Annotated in this window: 13 protein-coding genes and 1 pseudogene; 10 read left to right on the top strand and 4 right to left on the bottom strand. The window is 71.1% G+C overall.

What is annotated here, in order from left to right; all coding sequences use genetic code 11:
- Positions 1 to 265 precede the first annotated feature (265 nt).
- Positions 266 to 443, bottom strand: a pseudogene (locus ACFWEK_RS02810) (PadR family transcriptional regulator); the annotation flags it as partial.
- Positions 444 to 752: 309 nt separating this feature from the next.
- On the opposite strand from ACFWEK_RS02810, the gene ACFWEK_RS02815 reads away from it, so the two are divergent.
- The 5 genes from ACFWEK_RS02815 (at position 753) to rplI (ending at position 5205) form a co-directional block, all read left to right on the top strand.
- Entirely contained in the window at positions 753 to 3299 is a 2547-nt protein-coding gene (locus tag ACFWEK_RS02815; protein WP_430553016.1) for a transglycosylase domain-containing protein, read from the top strand.
- 157 nt (positions 3300 to 3456) lie between these two features.
- Positions 3457 to 3747: a 30S ribosomal protein S6 gene (gene rpsF / locus ACFWEK_RS02820; RefSeq protein WP_429762829.1), complete on the top strand. Its 291-nt coding sequence runs from the start codon at positions 3457 to 3459 to the stop codon at positions 3745 to 3747.
- Positions 3748 to 3861: 114 nt separating this feature from the next.
- On the top strand, positions 3862 to 4413 hold the full coding sequence (locus ACFWEK_RS02825; protein ID WP_430544820.1) for a single-stranded DNA-binding protein: 552 nt from the start codon (positions 3862 to 3864) through the stop codon (positions 4411 to 4413).
- An 86-nt stretch (positions 4414 to 4499) separates the two neighbouring features.
- Positions 4500 to 4736, top strand: coding sequence for a 30S ribosomal protein S18 (gene rpsR, locus ACFWEK_RS02830; RefSeq protein WP_100422261.1), 237 nt, complete (start codon positions 4500 to 4502; stop codon positions 4734 to 4736).
- 19 nt (positions 4737 to 4755) lie between these two features.
- Positions 4756 to 5205 carry a 50S ribosomal protein L9 gene (gene rplI / locus ACFWEK_RS02835; protein WP_429762831.1) on the top strand — a complete coding sequence of 150 codons (450 nt, stop codon included), beginning with the start codon at positions 4756 to 4758 and terminating at the stop codon, positions 5203 to 5205.
- Positions 5206 to 5282: 77 nt separating this feature from the next.
- Here rplI and ACFWEK_RS02840 read toward each other — a convergent pair whose 3' ends face one another.
- Complete coding sequence (locus tag ACFWEK_RS02840) at positions 5283 to 9377, bottom strand: carboxypeptidase regulatory-like domain-containing protein (protein WP_430553017.1); 4095 nt, start codon at positions 9375 to 9377, stop codon at positions 5283 to 5285.
- A 293-nt stretch (positions 9378 to 9670) separates the two neighbouring features.
- Between ACFWEK_RS02840 and ACFWEK_RS02845 the strand changes: the two genes are divergently transcribed.
- Complete coding sequence (locus tag ACFWEK_RS02845; protein WP_430544818.1) at positions 9671 to 10249, top strand: winged helix-turn-helix domain-containing protein; 579 nt, start codon at positions 9671 to 9673, stop codon at positions 10247 to 10249.
- 42 nt (positions 10250 to 10291) lie between these two features.
- On the opposite strand, the gene ACFWEK_RS02850 is transcribed toward ACFWEK_RS02845, so the two are convergent.
- Positions 10292 to 11596, bottom strand: coding sequence for an MATE family efflux transporter (locus tag ACFWEK_RS02850; RefSeq protein ID WP_430553027.1), 1305 nt, complete (start codon positions 11594 to 11596; stop codon positions 10292 to 10294).
- Between the two features lie 561 nt (positions 11597 to 12157).
- Between ACFWEK_RS02850 and ACFWEK_RS02855 the strand changes: the two genes are divergently transcribed.
- The 3 genes from ACFWEK_RS02855 to ACFWEK_RS02865 all read left to right on the top strand — a co-directional run bounded on the left by ACFWEK_RS02855 (position 12158) and on the right by ACFWEK_RS02865 (position 16982).
- Complete coding sequence (locus ACFWEK_RS02855) at positions 12158 to 15937, top strand: replicative DNA helicase (RefSeq protein WP_430553028.1); 3780 nt, start codon at positions 12158 to 12160, stop codon at positions 15935 to 15937.
- Between the two features lie 84 nt (positions 15938 to 16021).
- Entirely contained in the window at positions 16022 to 16252 is a 231-nt protein-coding gene (locus ACFWEK_RS02860) for a hypothetical protein (RefSeq protein ID WP_430553018.1), read from the top strand.
- Positions 16253 to 16259: 7 nt separating this feature from the next.
- Positions 16260 to 16982: an AAA family ATPase gene (locus ACFWEK_RS02865; RefSeq protein ID WP_430553019.1), complete on the top strand. Its 723-nt coding sequence runs from the start codon at positions 16260 to 16262 to the stop codon at positions 16980 to 16982.
- 37 nt (positions 16983 to 17019) lie between these two features.
- On the opposite strand, the gene ACFWEK_RS02870 is transcribed toward ACFWEK_RS02865, so the two are convergent.
- Positions 17020 to 17514, bottom strand: coding sequence for a MarR family winged helix-turn-helix transcriptional regulator (locus ACFWEK_RS02870; RefSeq protein WP_430544810.1), 495 nt, complete (start codon positions 17512 to 17514; stop codon positions 17020 to 17022).
- A gap of 86 nt (positions 17515 to 17600) precedes the next feature.
- On the opposite strand from ACFWEK_RS02870, the gene ACFWEK_RS02875 reads away from it, so the two are divergent.
- Positions 17601 to 18425 (top strand): SDR family NAD(P)-dependent oxidoreductase, encoded by an 825-nt coding sequence (locus ACFWEK_RS02875; RefSeq protein WP_430553020.1) that lies wholly within the window; start codon positions 17601 to 17603, stop codon positions 18423 to 18425.
- Positions 18426 to 18499 lie beyond the last annotated feature (74 nt).

The raw sequence follows: 18499 nt of genomic DNA on the forward strand, positions 1-18499 counted from the left end.
GTCGAGGTCTACGCCTACTCGGTCCCCTCCGGGAGCACCGCGTACGACTACCGCGACGTGTACTTCTCCGCCGCCCTCGGCGAGGTGAAGGTCGACACGGCGAAGATGTGTATAAGAGACAGGAGGTGCTCCTTGCCGTCCGCGGTCAGCCGGTACACGATCCGCCCGCGCCGGCCCGACAGCGGTGCCTTGCCCGAGGACCTGGCGCCGGCCTGCCGGGATCCCGACGCCCGCGCCGCGGGGGCCGGGGCCTCGCGCTCCGTGGTCTCGATGAGACCGCGCGCCACGAGGGACTTGAGTGCCGGGTAGAGGGTGCCGTAGGAGAACGCGCGGAACGAGCCGAGCAGCAGGTTGAGCCGCTTGCGCAGCTCGTACCCGTGCAACGGGGCGGAGTTGAGCAGGCCGAGGATGGCCGTCTCGAGCACCACAGACCTGCTGCGCACGAGCGTTCCCCTTCCCGTCTGTCCCGATGCTGCTGCCGACCCGTCGTCACGACGTATCGAGTCGATACATCGCGAGAATAGGACTCGTCGACATGGTCGTGCAACGGGAAGCGGCGGGCGTCAGGTCCGCGCAGTTGTGAAGGTTCCGCGGAGCGCAGGCCAGAGGGCTGGGGACGGCTGGGGCCGAACCGTCGCCCCGGGCGCTCGAGGCTCCCGTCGGCCCTACGGCATCGCCTAGTGTTCCCTGTGGTCCGCAGGCCGGCGCGCCGTACGAGCACGACGCCGGTCCCGCACGACGAAAGGCTTGACGTGGCGAGGAGACGTCGCTTCTGGAACTACCCGCGCCCGCGCAAGGGCCCGGTGCAGCGCTGGCTGCCGTCCTGGCGCGTCGTCGTCGGCACCCTGCTCACCGGGACGGCGCTGGGCGCCGGTCTGTTCGTGGCCGCGTGGAGCACGACGACGATCCCGAAGAACCTCGACGAGGTGAACAACCAGGCCACGACCGTCTACTGGGCGAACGGCAAGCCGATCGGGCAGTTCGCCGAGCAGAAGCGCGAGCTCGTCGAGCTCGGCGACCTGCCGGCCTACGTCGGGAACGCGGTCGTCGCCTCCGAGGACGAGACGTTCTGGACCAACAACGGCATCGACGTCAAGGGCATCGCGCGCGCCGCGTACAACAACGTCACGGGCGGCGGGCGCCAGGGCGCGTCCACGCTGACGCAGCAGTACGTCGAGCGGTACTACCTCAACACCGAGGACTCGTACGCGGGCAAGGCCCGCGAGGCGATCATCGCGCTCAAGGTGGCCCAGACCCAGCCCAAGGAGCAGGTGCTCGAGAGCTACCTCAACACCATCTACTGGGGCCGCAACACCTACGGCATCCAGGCCGCGTCGCAGGAGTTCTTCGGCAAGGACGCCAAGGACCTCACGCCGTCCGAGGCCGCGATGCTCTCGGGCATCATCCCGTCGCCCAACAACTGGGACCCGTCGGTCGACCCGGACCGGGCCAAGGAGCGCTGGGAGCGCAGCATCAACCGGATGTACGAGCAGGGGTACATCACCAAGGACGAGCGGGCGAAGGCGGAGTTCCCGAAGTTCAAGAAGAAGAAGGAAGCCACCAACACCTGGGGCGGCCAGAAGGGCTACCTCCTGGCGCAGGTGCGCAAGGAGCTCGTCAGGTCGGACAGCAACCCTGACGGCCCGCTCGAGTCCGAGCAGGAGCTGGAGACCCGCGGGCTCAAGATCACCACGACGATCGACCAGAAGCTGCAGAAGACGGCCGTCGCCGTCGAGAAGACGCTGCACGAGGACGGCACCTACGGCAAGGCGAACAAGAACGTCCGCATGTCGCTGGTGTCGATGGACCCGCAGACCGGCGCCGTGAAGGCGCTGTACGGCGGCCCGGACTACGTGAAGCAGTCGCTCAACACGGCGACGCAGGACGTCGTGCAGGCAGGCTCGACGTTCAAGCCCTTCACGCTCATGGCGGCGCTCGAGAACGACTACACGCTCGAGGACACGTTCGACGGCAACTCGCCCCACGTCTTCCCGGACATCAAGGGCGACGACGGCAAGCCGTGGTCGCCGGCGAACTTCGGGCTGCAGGACTACGGCCGGGTCAGCCTGGCCGACGCGACGGCGCACTCCGTGAACACGGCGTACGCGGAGCTCAACGTCGAGAACGGGCCCGAGAAGACCGTGGACGTCGCGCACCGGGCCGGCATGCGCGACTCCGAGAGCTACCCGATCGAGGCCGTGCCCTCCAACGTGCTGGGCACCGCGTCCGTCTACCCGATCGACCTCGCCCGCGCGTACTCCACGATCGCCGCGGGCGGCTTCCGCACGACGCCGCACATCGTGGCCAAGGTCGAGACGCTCGACGGCACCGTCCTCTACGAGGGGCCGCAGGAGCAGGAGAAGGAGTTCGACGCGGACGTCACGACGGCGGCCACCTACGCGATGACCAAGGTCGTCGAGGAGGGCTCGGGCAGCACGGCGCAGGAGCTCGGTCGCCCCGTGGCGGGCAAGACCGGTACGTCGCAGAACAACCGTTCGGCGTGGTTCGCCGGCTTCGTGCCGCAGCTCACGACCGTCGTCGGCCTGCGCCAGTACGAGACGCTCGACCTCGAGGCGGGCAAGATCTCCGGCCAGGCCGAGATCGACGGCTTCGGCGAGTGGCAGGAGATCACCGGTAGCACCTGGCCCGCCCGCGCGTGGACCGACTTCATGCAGGTCGCGACCGAGGGCATGGACGTCGAGGAGTTCCCGGAGTACGTGCCGGCCCAGCCGACCTTCACCCCGTCGCCGACGCCGAGCGAGACCGAGGAGGAGAAGGTCACCGTGCCGGACCTCGTCGGTCAGGACGTGGCGAAGGCGACCCAGGAGCTGCAGGGGCTGGGGCTCGTGGTGCGGACGCAGGCGCGGGACAGCGACGAGCGCAAGGGCCAGGTGCTGGAGATGTCGGGCGTGGGCCAGGAGGTGCCCGTGGGCACCACCGTGACCCTCGTGGTCTCGACCGGGCAGCCGGACAAGCCCGAGCAGGTGGCCGTGCCGAACGTCGCCGGGTTGAGCCTCGAGGAAGCCCGGAACCAGCTCTACGGCGACACGCTGAACCCGTCGCCCCAGGCGAAGGAGGAGTTCAGCGACTCGGTCCCGGAGGGCACGGTCATCGGGACCGACCCCGGCGCCGGCCAGCCGGTCGACCCCGGGTCGAACGTGACGATCATCGTGTCCAAGGGCCCCAAGAACCAGGATCCGGACCCGACCGACTCCCCGACCGATGACGGCGGGGGCGGCAACGGGAACGGCAACGGTAACGACGGCGACCCGCTCGGCATCATGGGCACCGACGACTGACCGATTTCCGGGACGCCCGCACCGGCGGGTATCCTGGTCGACTGGCTGTGCCCACCACCCCGGACCGTTCCGGGGTGGTGCGCGGCCGACGCACGCAAGAACCCTCCTGTCACGGAACGACCGTGACCGCTGAGACCAGAGGAGGTGGGTTGAACACATGCGTCAGTACGAGCTGATGGTGATCCTGGACCCGGAGGTCGAGGAGCGCACCGTGGCCCCGTCGCTGGACAAGTACCTGACGGTCATCTCGACCGAGGGTGGGTCCGTCGACAAGGTCGACATCTGGGGTCGTCGCCGCATGGCGTACGACATCAACAAGCGTTCCGAGGGCATCTACGCCGTCGTCGACTTCACCTCGACGCCGGCCACCGCGAAGGAGCTGGACCGCCAGCTCGGCCTGAACGAGGCCGTGCTGCGCACCAAGATCCTGCGCACCGACGCCCGCTGAGACCTGAACCGAAACTCTGCTCCCGTCGCGGGCGGCGGCCACGTCGAAGGCGTGGATGTCACAGCCCCGTGATGGGATCCCCTCACGACTCTCGGACGAACGAAGGAGCATGGCATGGCTGGTGAGACCGTCATCACGGTCGTCGGAAACCTGGTCGCGGACCCGGAGCTGCGCTTCACCCCGTCAGGGGCTGCCGTCGCCAACTTCCGCATCGCGTCCACGCCGCGCACGTTCGACCGCCAGACCAACGAGTGGAAGGACGGCGAGGCGCTGTTCCTCGCCTGCTCGGTCTGGCGCGAGGCCGCGGAGAACGTGGCGGAGTCGCTGACGAAGGGCATGCGCGTCATCGTGCAGGGCCGTCTGACTCAGCGCTCGTACGAGACCCGCGAGGGGGAGAAGCGCACCGTCGTGGAGCTGCAGGTCGACGAGGTCGGCCCGTCGCTGAGGTACGCCTCGGCGAAGGTCACCCGCGCCCAGCGCTCGGGCGGCGGCGGCTTCGGCGGCGGCGGCGGCAACCAGGGGGGCGGCTACGGCGGCCCCCAGGGTGGCGGCGGCCAGCCCGGCGGAGGCTTCGGTTCTTCCGGCGGCGGTCAGAGCAACGACCCGTGGGCCACGGCCGGTCCCGCCTCCTCCGGTGGCGGGTTCTCGGACGAGCCCCCGTTCTGATCGGCGCCAGTCCCCAGATCACCCGTCCTCCGACGTCGGCCCCGGCCGGCGCCTCGTGAGGACAGCACCTGTGAAGGAGCAACACCATGGCGAAGCCTGTGGTGCGCAAGCCCAAGAAGAAGGCCAACCCGCTCAAGACGGCCAAGATCGAGTCCGTCGACTACAAGGACACCGCGCTGCTGCGCAAGTTCATCTCCGACCGCGGCAAGATCCGCGCGCGTCGCGTGACCGGCGTCTCCGTCCAGGAGCAGCGCCAGATCGCCCGTGCGGTGAAGAACGCCCGTGAGATGGCGCTGCTGCCGTACTCGTCCTCGGCCCGCTGACCGGAAGGATCACTGAATCATGTCGAAGCTGATCCTGACCCACGAGGTCACCGGTCTCGGTGAGCCTGGCGACGTCGTCGAGGTGAAGGACGGGTACGCCCGGAACTTCCTCATCCCGCGCCGTCTGGCCACCCCCTGGACCAAGGGCGCCGAGTCCCAGGTCTCCGCGATCCGCAAGGCCCGCAAGGCCCGCGAGATCGCCACGCTGGACGAGGCCAAGGCGGTGGCCGACTCGCTCGCCGCCAAGACGGTCGTCGTCACGGCGAACGCCGGCGAGTCCGGCCGCCTGTTCGGTGCCGTCACCACCGGTGACATCGCCGACGCGGTCGTGGCCGCCGAGGGCCCGCAGGTCGACAAGCGCAAGATCGAGATCGGCCAGCCGATCAAGACGACCGGTGAGTACACCGTGTCGGTGCGCCTGCACCCCGAGGTCTCCGCGAAGATCGCCGTCAAGGTCGTCGCCGGCTGAACGCCTGACGCCTGACGGTCGAAGGCCCCGGCCCCCGCGAGGGGGTCGGGGCCTTCGTCGTACCTCCCGTCAGACGGTCAGGGCAGCGGCTTCAGGTCGACGTCGTAGACCGTGGTCTGCCCGGCGACGATCTGGGCGGTGCGGACGGTCGGGACGAACCCGTTCGCCGCGACGACCAGCTGGAGCGGCCCGTTGGCCCTGGGCATCCAGTACCCGTACGTGCCGTCGGCCCCCGTGACGAGGGTCTTGTCGTAGGCCTTGCCGTCCAGGTGCACGACGGCGCCGTCGAGCGGCCCGCCGTCCCCGGTCACCGTGCCGGTGACCTTGCCCCACCCGGTCGGTGCCTTCACCGTCATCAGCGCTGCGACGGTGGGTGCCTCGTACGGGGTGTCCCCGGCCGCGGTGATCGTGGCCGAGTACGCCCCGGGCTGCTCGACCGCGGCGGTGAGGGTCACCGCGGCCTGCACGGACGCCCCCGGCGCGAGGGTGACCTCCGGCGGCTGGACGTCCAGCCACTCCAGGCCACCCCCGCCTGCCGCCTCGCCCGACACGTTCATGACGATGTGCATCCCGGCGTACCCGATGTCCGCCGTGTCGGTGGGCTCCGGGAGGTCGCAGGCCTCCGACCGCAGGTACGACGGCGCCGTCTGGCCGGCGTCGTTGGACCCGATGAAGAACCAGCCGCCGGCCGGCACGTCGATCTCGACGACCAGCGTGCCGTCCTTCGGCACCTCGCCCTCGACCGGCACCGAGACGACCGTGCCGCCGGCGCTGGTGCCGACCGTCGCCTCCGCGCTGCCGATCTTCGTCATGTTGGCGTAGGTCAGCGACCCGTCCAGCGTGTACAGGTTCACGGTCAGCGGCTGGGCGACCCGGGCGGCCTCGACGGCGAACGAGACGTTCTTCACGTCGAACGTGCCGTCGATGCCGAAGTCGCTCAGCGTGAACGTGCGCAGGTAGGCGTTGTCCTGGGTGGTCACCTGGTTGGTGCACGCCACCGAGTTGTTGGCCACGACGTCCTGGGACGCCGAGTGGGTCAAGGTCGTCTCGTCGAGGGGGACGGCCGACAGGTCGGGGGAGACGGTGCCCGCCTTCGCCCCGGACGTCGCCAGACCGCCCTGCTTCCCGTCCGACGTGCCCAGCCCGGGACCGGCGGGTGTCGTCGACCTCGGTACGGTGGCGTCACCGACGACGTGGCTGATCACCGAGCCGTCGCCGCCCTTCGCGCCGAGCAGCTCGAAGCCGCCCTGTCCGGCGCCGAGGGAGACGTCCACGGGCTCGGTGCCGGTGTTGGTCACCCGGAACGCGCGGCTGGCGGTGGCGCCCATCCCGATCGAGGCGGAGACGCTCTCCTTGTTGACCTCGAGCCGGCCGGCGCCGAGCGCGACGTTCCGTGTCACGACCTGGCCGTCCTCCGTGAGCGCCGCGCTGCGGGTGGCGCTCGCGTACGCGTCCTTCGCGTAGGTGAGGCCGTACCGCTCCAGCGGGAGCCGGGCGGCGTAGGTGCCGTCCGCGCCGGTGGTCACGACCGCCTCGTCGCCGTCGTCCTTCGACGTGATGGTGACGGTGGCGCCCTCCAGCGGCTCGTTCGTGTTGCCGTCGCGCACCGTGCCGGCCACGGACCCCATGCCGGCCACGTCGTAGGTGACGGACAGGCCCTCGGCCACGGCCGGGGTGTTGTACGAGAACTGCGACGCGACCGCGCCCGCCGCGTCCTCGATGCCGATCGTGGCGGAGTCGCCGCGCGCCGTGGCGGTGTCGGTGACGGGGCCGTAGCCGAGGGTGACCCGGCCGTCGGCGAAGAGGGTGGCGGAGAAGTTGACCCGGTCGGTCTCGGGCCGGTACTTGCGCACGTTGCGCCACTCGACGACGAAGGCGTCGACGCCGTCGACCGTCGTCGTGCCGGTGTAGACGGCCGACTCCGCGTCGACGTTGAGGTCGTCCCAGAAGGGGTAGACCGCGGCGTTGGGTGCGGCCGCGCTCGGGAGCGCGCCGTTCGTCAGGCTCGTCGACGAGGCGAGGAAGTTCAGGAACCCGTTGGTCGACACGTACGCGGTGTCGTACGTCTCGCCGTAGAACGGGAAGCCGAACGGCAGGTCGACCGACGCCGCCTTGTCGTCGCCGGTAAGGGCCAGCAGCGTGTCGCCGGTCGCGACGCCGGCGGTCCCGGTGGAGCAGTAGTACCCGTAGGCGTCGATCAGCCGCTTCAGGGCGGCGTCGACGGACTCGTCGCCGTCCACCACGACCTCCTTGCTGAACGGCTCCGCGCACGTGCCCGCCGAGACGGTCAGGGTGTACGTGCCGTCGGGCACGCCGGAGATGGCGTAGGTGCCGTCCGCGCCGGTCGTGACCGGGTCCAGCGGGCCGGAGAGGGCGACGACGGCGCCCGGGGTGGGCGACCCGTCCTTCTCCGAGACCGTGCCGGAGACGGTGCGCGTGGGCGCCCGCTCCAGCGTGATCGGCAGGGTGAGGGTCTCGTCCACGACGACGGCGACGTCGGCCGGCGAGGAGGCGAGGAAGCCGAAGGCCTGGGCGCTCACCGCGTAGTCGCCGACGGCGAGCTCGGCGGTGAAGGCACCGTCGTCGCCCGCGGTGACGGTGCGGTCGCGGTCGCCGTCGAACGTCACCTGGGCGCCGGCGACGGGGGTGCCGTCGGCGGCGGTCACGGTGCCGGTGACGATCCCGGTGTCGCCCACGGGTGCGGCGTCGAGCAGGGCCATGACGTCGAGCTTGCCCTCGCCCCACACGTTGTTGTCGTCCGCGGTGCCGCCGCACGTCGTGTCGTCGACGTCGACCGCCGCGCCGTCGAGCAGCGCCTGCGTCTCCTCGATCTGGCCGACGAGGCTCGGAGCCGCGCTCCACAGCAGCGCGATCGCGCCCGCGAGGTGCGGGGCGGCCATCGACGTGCCGTTGTAGGCCGCGTAGCCGTCGCCCGGGACGGACGAGCGCACGTTGACGCCGGGGGCGGAGATGTTCGGCTTTGTCCCGCCGTTCTCCCCGGTGCCGCGCGACGAGAACGACGCGATCGCACCGGAGGAGTCGAACGCGCCGACGGCGTAGGTGGCCTCGTTCGCGCCGGGCGACGACGTGGACCGGCAGCCCGGCCCTTCGTTGCCCGCCGACCAGGTGCCGAAGATGCCGGCGGCCTCCCACGCGGCGATCTCCTCGGCCATGAAGTCGTCGATGGCGCCCGACGCGTCCAGTCCCCAGGAGTTGTTCACCACCTGGGGACGCTTGCTCGGGTCGGGGTCGCTGCCGTCGGTCCTGGTGGGCGCGAGCACCCACTGCCCGGACTCGAGCAGGTCCGCGTCGGAGCAGGTGGAGCAGCCGTTGGCCGCGATCCAGTCCGCGCCCGGCGCGACGCCGATCTGGTTGCCGGCGCCGTCGTCGCCCACCATGGTGCCCATCGTGTGGCTGCCGTGGCCGTCGGTGTCGCAGGGGGAGCCACCGGCGCAGGCGTTCGACGAGTCGAACCAGTTGTAGTCGTCCACCACGCTGCCGTCGGCCTGCAGGCCGCGGTAGTGCGGCGCGAGCGCGGGGTGGTCGCCCTGCACGCCCGAGTCGATGTTGGCGACGGTCACGCCCTCGCCCGTGTACCCGAGGGCCCACGCGTCGTCGGCGTTGATGGCCCGGAGCCCCCACTCGGCGGACTGCGTGCCGCGGACGGGGGACTTGGTGCGCTCGACCGGCTCGACCAGGTCGAACGTCTGCGGTGCGGAGATCGCCTCGACCTCGGGGGACGCCGCGAGCGAGGTCGCGAGGGCGGCGTCGCCGTCGCGCACCAGGATGCGGTTGGTGATCCAGAAGGACTCGTGGGCGACGCCGGCGGCGTCGAGCTCCTTCAGGAGGCCGGCCTGCGCGTCGTCGGCGACGGCGGTGAGGGTGTCGTAGACGTACCGCCCGCGGTCGTCCCAGTCGGCGATGTCCTTCGCCGCGCGCAGGTCGGCCGTGTCGGCGAGGTCGAGCCAGAAGTCGGCGGGGCCGGCGTCGAGGTCCTTCTCGACGGCGGCCCCGATCTTGTCCGCGGGGTCGGGGACGTCGGCGGACGGGGCGAGCGGCGGGCCGTCGTCGGCGAACGCCGGCGCGACCCCGACCGCGGACGTGGCGAGGAGGGCGACGGCCGCGCTCGTCGCGACCCACCCCCTCCTGGTACCGGTCGATCTCGTTCGCATCGATCTCGTGCGGATCGGTGAGTGCACGCTTCCTCCAGGTGAGGGAGCCCCCGGGTCCGGGGGCGTCGTGACGGGCGCCCGGTCGGGGCCCACCCTCCAGCCCATCCGGCGTTCCTCCGGCGGACAAGGACGGTCGGCGGCCAGTTTCCGGTCAACCCGGGGGCAGGTCCGGGTCGGTTCCGGGGCGTCGTCGGCGGGCGGTTCTCTCTGAACTCTGATAGGCACCTGGGTAAACGATGTCCGCTCAACGATGTCCGCGAACCTGCCCGGAGCGCGTCGGACGGAGGACGGCTATGCCCCCCAAGAACGTGGTCGAGCCGGTCGGCGGTTACGTGCTCTGCATCGGGCTGCCGCTGCAACGGGTGGGCGAGGTGGCCCGCCTGCTGCGCGGACGGGCGGCCGTGATCGCGACCGCCGACACCGACGGCGCGCGGACGCTCCTCGGCCCGCCCCCGCCCGCGGTGCTGCCCGACGACGAGGCGCCGCACACGCTCGAGGTGCACGCCCGCGCCCCCGCCCCGCCGTCCGGCGAGGTCCCGGTCGTCGCCGTCGCGCCGGACCACGACCGGGCGCGGCGGATCGTGCTCGGCGCGCTCGAGGTCGACCTCGCGGCGCGCGAGGTCACCGCGGGGGGTGTGCCCGTGCACCTGTCGATCCGGGAGTTCGACCTGCTGGTCGTGCTCGCGTCGGCGCCGGACCGCGTGTGGTCGTTCGCGGAGCTCACCAGCACCGTGTGGCGGACCGGCTACCTGGGTGACCCGGACCCGGTGGTGTCCGCCGTGAAGCGGCTGCGCAAGCGGCTGCGCGTGCTGCCCGAGCTGCGCGTCTCGTCCGTGCGCGGCATCGGCTACCGGCTCCTGGTGCCCTCGTGACGGCGGTGTGTCACACGGCGTTCACCGGACGGACCGACGGCGTCACGCGCCCGTGACCATCCAGCGGTCGCCGCGGGCGCGCAGGCCGGTCGTGAGGGCGCGGGCGAGCATGAACACGCCCGCGAACGCGCCCCACAGCCACGCCAGCCCGATCGCGCCGTCGGGCGCCCAGGCGCGCACCGCGAGGGCGAACGGGACGTAGACCACGAGGGTCAGCATCCCGGCCCAGGCGAGGAAGCGGCCGTCGCCGGCGCCGATGAGGACGCCGTCGAGCACGAACACCCAGCCCGCCATCGGCATGAGCACGCCCGTGACGACGAGACCGGCGGTGATCGCGACGCGCACGTCGGGGTCGGACGTGAACAGCGGGGCGATCCACCAGCCGGAGACGGCGAACACGACGCCGATGACGACGCCGGCGCCGACGCCCCACTGCAGCGAGCGGCGCAGGACGGCGCGCACCCGCCCCACGTCGCCGGCCCCGAGGCCGTGGCCCACCAGCGCCTGGCCGGCGATGGCGAGCGCGTCGAGGGCGAACGCGGCGAGTCCCCACAGGCTGTTGACGACCTGGTAGCCGGCCAGCGCCGTCGCGCCCAGGCTGGTCGCGACCGCGACGGTGAGCAGGATGGCGAGGCGCAGCGACGCCGTCCGGACGAACAGCGGCGCGCCCGCCCGGGCGTTGGCCCAGATGCCCGCGTGGTGCGGCCGCAGCGACGCGTGGTGGCGGCGGGCGCCGCGCACCACGACGACGGTGAGGACCGCACCCATGCCGAGCTGGGTGGCCGCGGTCCCGATGGCGGAGCCCGCGATCCCCAGGCCCGCGCCGTACACCAGGACGACGGACAGGATCGCGTTGACCACGGCGCCGGTCGACGCCACCCACAGGGGCGTGCGCGTGTCCTGCAGGCCGCGCAGCACGCCCGTGGAGGCCAGGACGACGAGCATCCCCGGCAGCCCGATCACCGACCAGCGCAGGTAGGTGGCGGCGTACCCCGCGACGTCCGCGCCGGCGCCCATCGCCCCGACCGCCCAGTGTGCCCCGACGGCGAGCACCGCCGCCAGCACGACGCCCAGGCCGAGGGCGAGCCACATGCCGTCGATGCCGGACTGCAGCGCGTCGCGGGTGCGGCCTGCGCCGACGAGGCGGGCGACGGCGGCCGTGGTGGCGTAGGCGAGGAACACGCACAGCCCGACGAGCGTGACGAGCAGCGTGGACGCGACGGACAGGCCGGCGAGCTGCGCGGTGCCGAGGTGGCCGACGACGGCGCTGTCGACGAGGACGAACAGCGGCTCGGCGACGAGGGCGCCCAGCGCGGGCAGCGCGAGGGCGAGGATGTCGCGGTCGATGCGGCGTCGGTCACCCCTGTGGTCGCCCCTGTGGTCGCCCCTGTGGACAACCTTGTGGGCGGGGTCGGCGGGCGGGTGACCCTCCGGCGGCGTCGGTGAAGGAGGGGTGGCGCCGGGGTGTCCGGCGTCTGGATCCGGGGTGCGGTGCACCTCACCCAACTTTCTTCTCCTCCACAGCCTGAGGGTAACGTCGTCGCAGGTCAGGGACCTGCCGAAAGTTGTACACAGCCGATATCCCCAGTTGTGCACATGCCTGTCCACCGCCCGTGCACAGCCTGAGGCGCATATCCACAGGCCCGTCCACACCTGTGTCCACACCGTCGATTGCGCACGGTCGCGGGCGCGCCTAGCGTCGTCCGCGGTGTCAGTGGGCCACGGTAGAACGTGGACCTGACAGCGGGAGTCGATGTCCGGTGACGGACCGGACGCCGGCGACGGCGGGGGAGCGGGGTGAGCATGTCGATCGAGGAGCTCGAGGCGGGCTATCAGGGGGCGTCCGGCGCCACCTTCGACCGCACACCTCCTCAGGACGTCGCCGCCGAGATGAGCGTGCTCGGCGGCATGCTGCTCTCCAAGGACGCCATCGCCGACGTCGTCGAGCAGATCCGCGGCAACGACTTCTACCGCCCCGCGCACGAGGCGGTCTACGACGCCATCATCGACCTGTACGGCCGCGGCGAGCCGGCTGACGCCATCACCGTCGTCGCCGAGCTCACCAAGCGGGGCGAGCTCGCCCGCGTCGGCGGCGCCCCGTACATCCACGACCTCATGGCCGGCGTCCCCACCGCCGCCAACGCCGGCTACTACGCCCGCATCGTGCAGGAGCGGGCCGTGCTGCGCCGCCTCGTCGAGGCCGGCACCAAGATCGTGCAGCTCGGCTACGCCACCGACGGCGGCGACGTCGAGGGCATCGTCAACACCGCGCAGGCCGAGATCTACGCCGTCACCGAGCGCAAGACCTCCGAGGACTACCTGCCGCTCGCCGAGATCATCGGCGGAACGATGGACGAGATCGAGGCCGCCGGCAACCGCGGCGAGGGCATGGTCGGCGTCCCCACCGGCTTCGCCGACCTCGACCGGCTGACCAACGGCCTGCACCCCGGCCAGATGATCGTCATCGCCGCGCGACCGGCCATGGGCAAGGCCCTGGCGCTCGACACCCCGCTGCCCACGCCCCACGGCTGGACGACCATGGGCGACGTTGCCGTGGGCGACGAGCTCATCGCGGCGGACGGGACACCCACGCGCGTCGTCCGTGCGACCGAGGTCATGACCGGCCGGCCCTGCTATGAGGTCGTCTTCGACGACGGCACCACCATCGTCGCCGACGCCCAGCACGAGTGGTCGACGAGCACACGCGCCCAGCGGCGGAAGGTGCATCATGGGCAGGCGCCTGAGTCCGAGATCCGGACGACGGAGGAGATCGCCGGATCGTTGCTCTGCGCGACGGCGGATCGTCGGGCGAACCACTCGATCGCGACGGCAAAGGCTCTCGATCTTCCCGACGCAGACCTTCCGCTCCACCCGTACGTGCTCGGGGTGTGGCTCGGTGACGGACACTCGTCGTCCGCACGATTCACGTCGGCGGACCCCGAGATCCCGATGCGGATCGAAGGACTCGGCTACGTCGTCGGCGAGCGGACGTCGGTTCCGGGTGCGGCCAAGCTGTACCAGCTGCAGCTGCAGCTGCCCGGTGACGGCCCGGTCTCCACACGACGCTGCGTCGTCTGCGGCACCGAGTTCGTCCCCAAGCTCGCTCACGTCAAGACGTGCGGACGTTCCTGCGGAGGCAAGTCGTCTGCAGTGTCGCCGCGATCTGCTGCGCCGACCTGCTCGGACTGTGGTGGGCCGAGCTCGGGTCATCGCCGGTGCATGGAGTGCTACGAGCATCACGGCAGCGTTCCAGCGATCCTGCGGACCCTCGGGGTGCTGGGCGACAAGCACATCCCTGACGAGTACCTCCGTGCCAGCGAGTCTCAGCGGCGCGAGCTGCTGGCAGGACTGCTGGACACCGACGGCACCGTGAACCGAACCGGAAGCCCGCAGTTCACCGTGACCAGCCGGAGGCTCGCCGAAGGGTTCCGCGAGCTGGTCCACAGCCTGGGCTACCGCACCGGCTGGTGGGAGAGGGCGGTTCGCGGCAGGAGTGCCGGATCGTCGGTCGCCTACACGATCACCTTCACCACCGACGACGAGGTCTTCGGACTCGAGCGCAAGCGCCTCGTGCACAAGGAGCGCCGTCGGCCTTCGACGGCAAAGCTCACGTCGCGGTTCGTCGTCGAGGTGCGGCGTATCGACTCGGTGCCTGTGCGCTGCGTGGAGATCGAGCACTCCTCGCACCTGTACCTCGCGAGCCGGTCGATGATCCCGACGCACAACTCGACCCTGGCCATCGACATCGCTCGGGCGGCGTCGATCAAGCACGGTCAGTCGTCCGTCGTGTTCTCGCTGGAGATGAGCCGGAACGAGATCACGATGCGTCTGCTGTCCGCGGAGGCGCGCGTCCACCTGCAGAAGCTGCGCAACGGCTCCATGGGCGAGGACGACTGGCAGAAGGTCGCCAAGGTGATGGGCCGGGTCTCCGAGGCGCCGATGTTCATCGACGACTCGCCGAACATGTCGCTCACCGAGATCCGCGCCAAGTGCCGACGGCTCAAGCAGAAGCACGACCTCAAGCTCGTCGTCATCGACTACCTGCAGCTCATGACCTCTGGCAAGAAGGTCGAGTCGCGACAGCAGGAGGTCTCCGAGTTCTCCCGTGCGCTCAAGCTCCTGGCCAAGGAGATCGGCGTTCCCGTCATCGCACTGTCGCAGCTGAACCGTGGTCCCGAGCAGCGGCAGGACAAGAAGCCGGCGATGTCGGACCTTCGTGAGTCGGGCTGCCTCACCGAGGACACCCGCATCTTGCGCGCCGACACCGGCGCCGAGACCACGATGGGCGAGCTGTTCGCGCTCAACGCCAAGGACGTCCCCGTGTGGGCGCTGAACGAGCGTCTTCAGTACGTGCGTCGCCACCTGACCCACGTGTTCCCCACCGGCGTGAAGCCGGTGTATCGGCTGCGTCTGGCCTCCGGCAAGGAGATCGAGGCGACGGCCAACCACCCGTTCCTCACGTACGAGGGATGGACGCCGCTCGGCGAGCTCGAGGTGGGGTCGAGGCTCGGCGTGCCCCGCCACGTGCCGGGTCCGGAACGCAACGCCGAGTGGGACGACCGGAAGGTCGTCATGCTGGCGCACCTACTCGGGGACGGCTCCTTCGTCAAGCGCCAGCCGATTCGCTATGCATCTATTGACGAGCGGAACCTGACGGCCGTGTCCGAGGCGGCAGGAGCCTTCGGCATCACGCCGGTTCGCGACGACTACGCGGCGGCGCGTGTCACGACGTTGCGCCTTCCCGCGCCCTACCGGCTGACGCATGGCAAGCGGAACCCGATCGCGGAGTGGCTCGACGACATGGGGCTCTTCGGCGCCCGCAGCCACGAGAAGTTCGTCCCGACGAGTGTGTTCCACCTGCCGAAGCGTCAGATCGCCCTGTTCATCAAGCACATCTGGGCGACCGACGGCTCGGTGACCGTGAACAAGAACGGGCGCAGCGGCCGGGTCTACTACGCGTCGACCTCGCGACCGCTGGTGGACGGGTTGTCCCGCCTGCTGCTCCGGTTCGGCATCTCGACCCGGGTGCGCCGGACGACGCCCAAGGGTGCCTACCGTCCCGGGTACACCCTCGACGTGTCCGGGGTCGACGACCAGCGTCGTTTCCTGCAGGAGATCGGCGTGCACGGCGACCGTGGCGAGAACGCCGAACGGTTGCTGCAGATCATCCGTGACACGCAGGCCAACACGAACGTCGACACCGTCCCCCGTCAGGTGTGGGACGACGTCCGCGACCTCCTCGTCGAGCGTGGCATGACCCACCGGCAGTTCGCGGAGGCGATCGGCACGCAGTTCTGCGGCAGCACCTTGTGGAAGCACAGCCCGTCGCGGCAGCGGCTCGGCAAGATCGCCCAGGTCCTCGACAGCGAAGAGCTCGAGATCATGGCGGTCAACGACCTGCTCTGGGACGAGGTCGTCGCCGTCGAGCCGATGGGCGAGAAGCAGGTGTTCGACGCGACAGTGCTCGACACCCACAACTTCATCGCCAACGGCATCGCCGTCCACAACAGCATCGAGCAGGACGCCGACATGGTGATCCTGCTGCACCGCGAGGACGCGTACGAGAAGGAATCACCCCGTGCTGGCGAGGCCGACCTGATCGTCGCCAAGCACCGTAACGGCCCGACCGACACCATCACCGTCGCGTTCCAGGGCCACTACTCGCGGTTCGTCGACATGCAGTCCTGACCTGACGATCCCCCGCCGCGGCCTCGCACCAGGTGGAGCGACCTGCTGCACCCCACGGGGCTCGGCTCGATATATTCGCTCGTCATGAGCGACGACCGGTGGAGCGGGATCTTCCTGTCGGTGCACGACGGTGACGGCGGCCCGTGGTCGTGCCCGGTGTGCGACGCCGACGACCCGACCGTGGAGCTGGGGCAGAAGTTCAGGAAGGGCAAGGCGGCCACGTCGGTCCTGTACTGCGCCCTCTGCACGGCGCAGGCCGAGGTGCCCTCCGTCGACGGACTCGGTCCCCGCGGAGCGGTGCTGCGCGCGCGATGATGGCGCCGTGGAATTCTCGCAGCCGCCGGTGGTCCGGGTCGTGCCGGACGGCGAGCACCCGTTGCCCTCGGGCGTGTGGCCGCGCACCGTCCCCGCCGTCGAGCAGCTGCTGCGCGACGGGCTGGAGCTCGCGCCGGGAGTGACGTTCCTGGTGGGGGAGAACGGCAGCGGCAAGTCCACGCTCGTGGAGGCGGTGGCGGTGGCCTACGGGTTGTCTCCCGAGGGCGGGACGGCGCACGGGCGGCACTCGACCCGCGAGACCGAGTCGCCGTTGCACCGCGCCGTCCGGCTGCAGCGGGGCATCGGGTCGGGGCGGTGGGGCTTCTTCCTGCGCGCGGAGACGATGCACGGCTGGTACACGTTCCTCGAGGAGCACCCGGGGCCGAGGGACCCCGTGTTCCACGAGATGAGCCACGGCGAGTCGTTCCTCGCGGTCCTCGAGTCCCGCTTCGACGGGCCGGGCCTGTACTGCCTCGACGAGCCGGAGGCGGCGCTGAGCTTCTCCTCCACGCTCAGCCTCATGAGCGTGCTCGAGGACCTTGCGGGACGCGGCGGACAGATCCTCTGCGCCACGCACTCGCCCGTGCTGGCGGCGCTGCCCGGCGCGACGATCCTGGAGGTCGGGCCGTGGGGCCTGCGCCCGACGACGTGGGACGACCTCGAGCTGGTGCAGCACTGGCGCGCGTTCCTCGACGCACCGGACCGCTACCTGCGTCATCTGCTCGGGTGAGCGTGTCGCCGGCGCGCTGAACCGGAGCGGGGGTGCGTCAGCGCGGCTGCCAGGCGCCGTCCTCGCGGACGGCGCTCGCGATCCGTCGGCTGATCTCCCGCAGCTGCCGGGTCTGCGGCGTCGTCAGTCGGTCCAGCACGAGCTGGTGGACGAGACGCACGTGGCCGGGGGTCGCGTCCCGGACCTTCGCCCGGCCGGGCTCGGTGAGCTCGGCCAGGGTGTAACGCCCGTCCGAGGGATCGGGCGTGCGCCGCATCCAGCCCTGCCTCTCCAACCGCACGGCCGCCCGCGACAGGCGGGAGAGCGTGCTGTTCGCGTAGCCGGCCAGGACGCTCATCCGGAGGCTGCCGTCGGGCGCCTGGGCCAGGGCGTACAGCACCCCGTACTCGAAGTGGGACAGCTGTGACTCGCGCTGGAGCTGGGCGTCCAGCGCGGGCGGCAGCCACTCCAGCACGGTCGCCAGGGCGGCCCAGGTCTCGAGCTCCTCGCCCGTCAGCTCCTCGGGTGCGCCGCGCGTCTCAGGGTCCTGCATGACCGCCAGCGTACGGGTGCCGGGCCGGCCAGTCGATGACTTGCTCAGGAAAGTCATCCCTGCCTAGTCTTCGCTTGCCTGAGCAAGTGGATCAGGCGGACGACGAGGGGAAGGCAGAGATGGACCTGGGGCTGACGGGCAAGAGAGCATTCGTGAGCGGGTCGACGCAGGGCATCGGCTTCGCCGTGGCCGAGGCGCTGCTCACCGAAGGGGCGTCGGTGGTCGTCAACGGGCGGACCGAGGGCGGCGTCGCGGCGGCGGTGCGACGGCTGGAGGAGACGGTGCCCGGCGCCGCGGTGTCCGGGATCGCGGCGGACTTCGCGGAGCCCGACCAGGTCCGGCGGCTGATCGACACGCTGGGCGAGGTGGACGTCCTGGTGAACAACGTGGGCGTCTTCGGCGTCCAGGCGTTCGAGGAGGTCCCCGACGACGTGTGGCAGCGGTACTTCGACATCAACGTCATGAGCGGCGTCCGCGTGTCCCGGCACGCGCTGCCCGGCATGCTGGACCGTGGCTGGGGCCGCGTCGTCTTCGTGAGCAGCGAGTCCGGCGTGGACGTGCCCGCCGACATGACCCACTACGGGACGACGAAGGCCGGGATGCTGGCCCTGGCCAACGGCCTGGCCAAGCTCACCCGAGGGACTGGCGTCACGGTCAACACGGTCCTCGGCGGTCCGACGTACTCCGACGGCGTCGCCCGGGCCGTCGAGGACCTGTCTCGGGCCCAGGGCGTCCCCGCGGACCAGGTGAGGAGCGCGATCGAGGCGGCGAACCAGACGTCGCTCCTGCAGCGGTTCATCGAGCCGGCCGAGATCGCGCACCTCGTCGCCTACCTGGCCGGCTCCGTCTCCTCGGCCACCAACGGCGCCGCCCTGCGTGCCGACGGTGGAGTGCTCACGACGACGCTCTGACTCCCACGGTGCCCCGGACGCCACCGGGCAAGGTCCTGAGACCCGGTCCCCGGCGGCGTCCGTGCTGGTGGGGC

Origin of the sequence: Isoptericola sp. NPDC060257 (assembly GCF_042726645.1) — a bacterium.
Classification (GTDB): domain Bacteria; phylum Actinomycetota; class Actinomycetes; order Actinomycetales; family Cellulomonadaceae; genus Isoptericola; species Isoptericola nanjingensis.

Coding starts and splice junctions, on each gene's coding strand:
- ACFWEK_RS02860 (WP_430553018.1), top strand. CDS start 16,022: ATGAGCGACGACCGGTGGAGCGGGATCTTCCTGTCGGTGCACGACGGT.
- ACFWEK_RS02870 (WP_430544810.1), bottom strand. CDS start 17,514: ATGCAGGACCCTGAGACGCGCGGCGCACCCGAGGAGCTGACGGGCGAG.
- rplI (WP_429762831.1), top strand. CDS start 4,756: ATGTCGAAGCTGATCCTGACCCACGAGGTCACCGGTCTCGGTGAGCCT.
- ACFWEK_RS02855 (WP_430553028.1), top strand. CDS start 12,158: ATGCTGCTCTCCAAGGACGCCATCGCCGACGTCGTCGAGCAGATCCGC.
- rpsR (WP_100422261.1), top strand. CDS start 4,500: ATGGCGAAGCCTGTGGTGCGCAAGCCCAAGAAGAAGGCCAACCCGCTC.
- ACFWEK_RS02845 (WP_430544818.1), top strand. CDS start 9,671: ATGCCCCCCAAGAACGTGGTCGAGCCGGTCGGCGGTTACGTGCTCTGC.
- ACFWEK_RS02840 (WP_430553017.1), bottom strand. CDS start 9,377: ATGCGAACGAGATCGACCGGTACCAGGAGGGGGTGGGTCGCGACGAGC.
- ACFWEK_RS02825 (WP_430544820.1), top strand. CDS start 3,862: ATGGCTGGTGAGACCGTCATCACGGTCGTCGGAAACCTGGTCGCGGAC.
- rpsF (WP_429762829.1), top strand. CDS start 3,457: ATGCGTCAGTACGAGCTGATGGTGATCCTGGACCCGGAGGTCGAGGAG.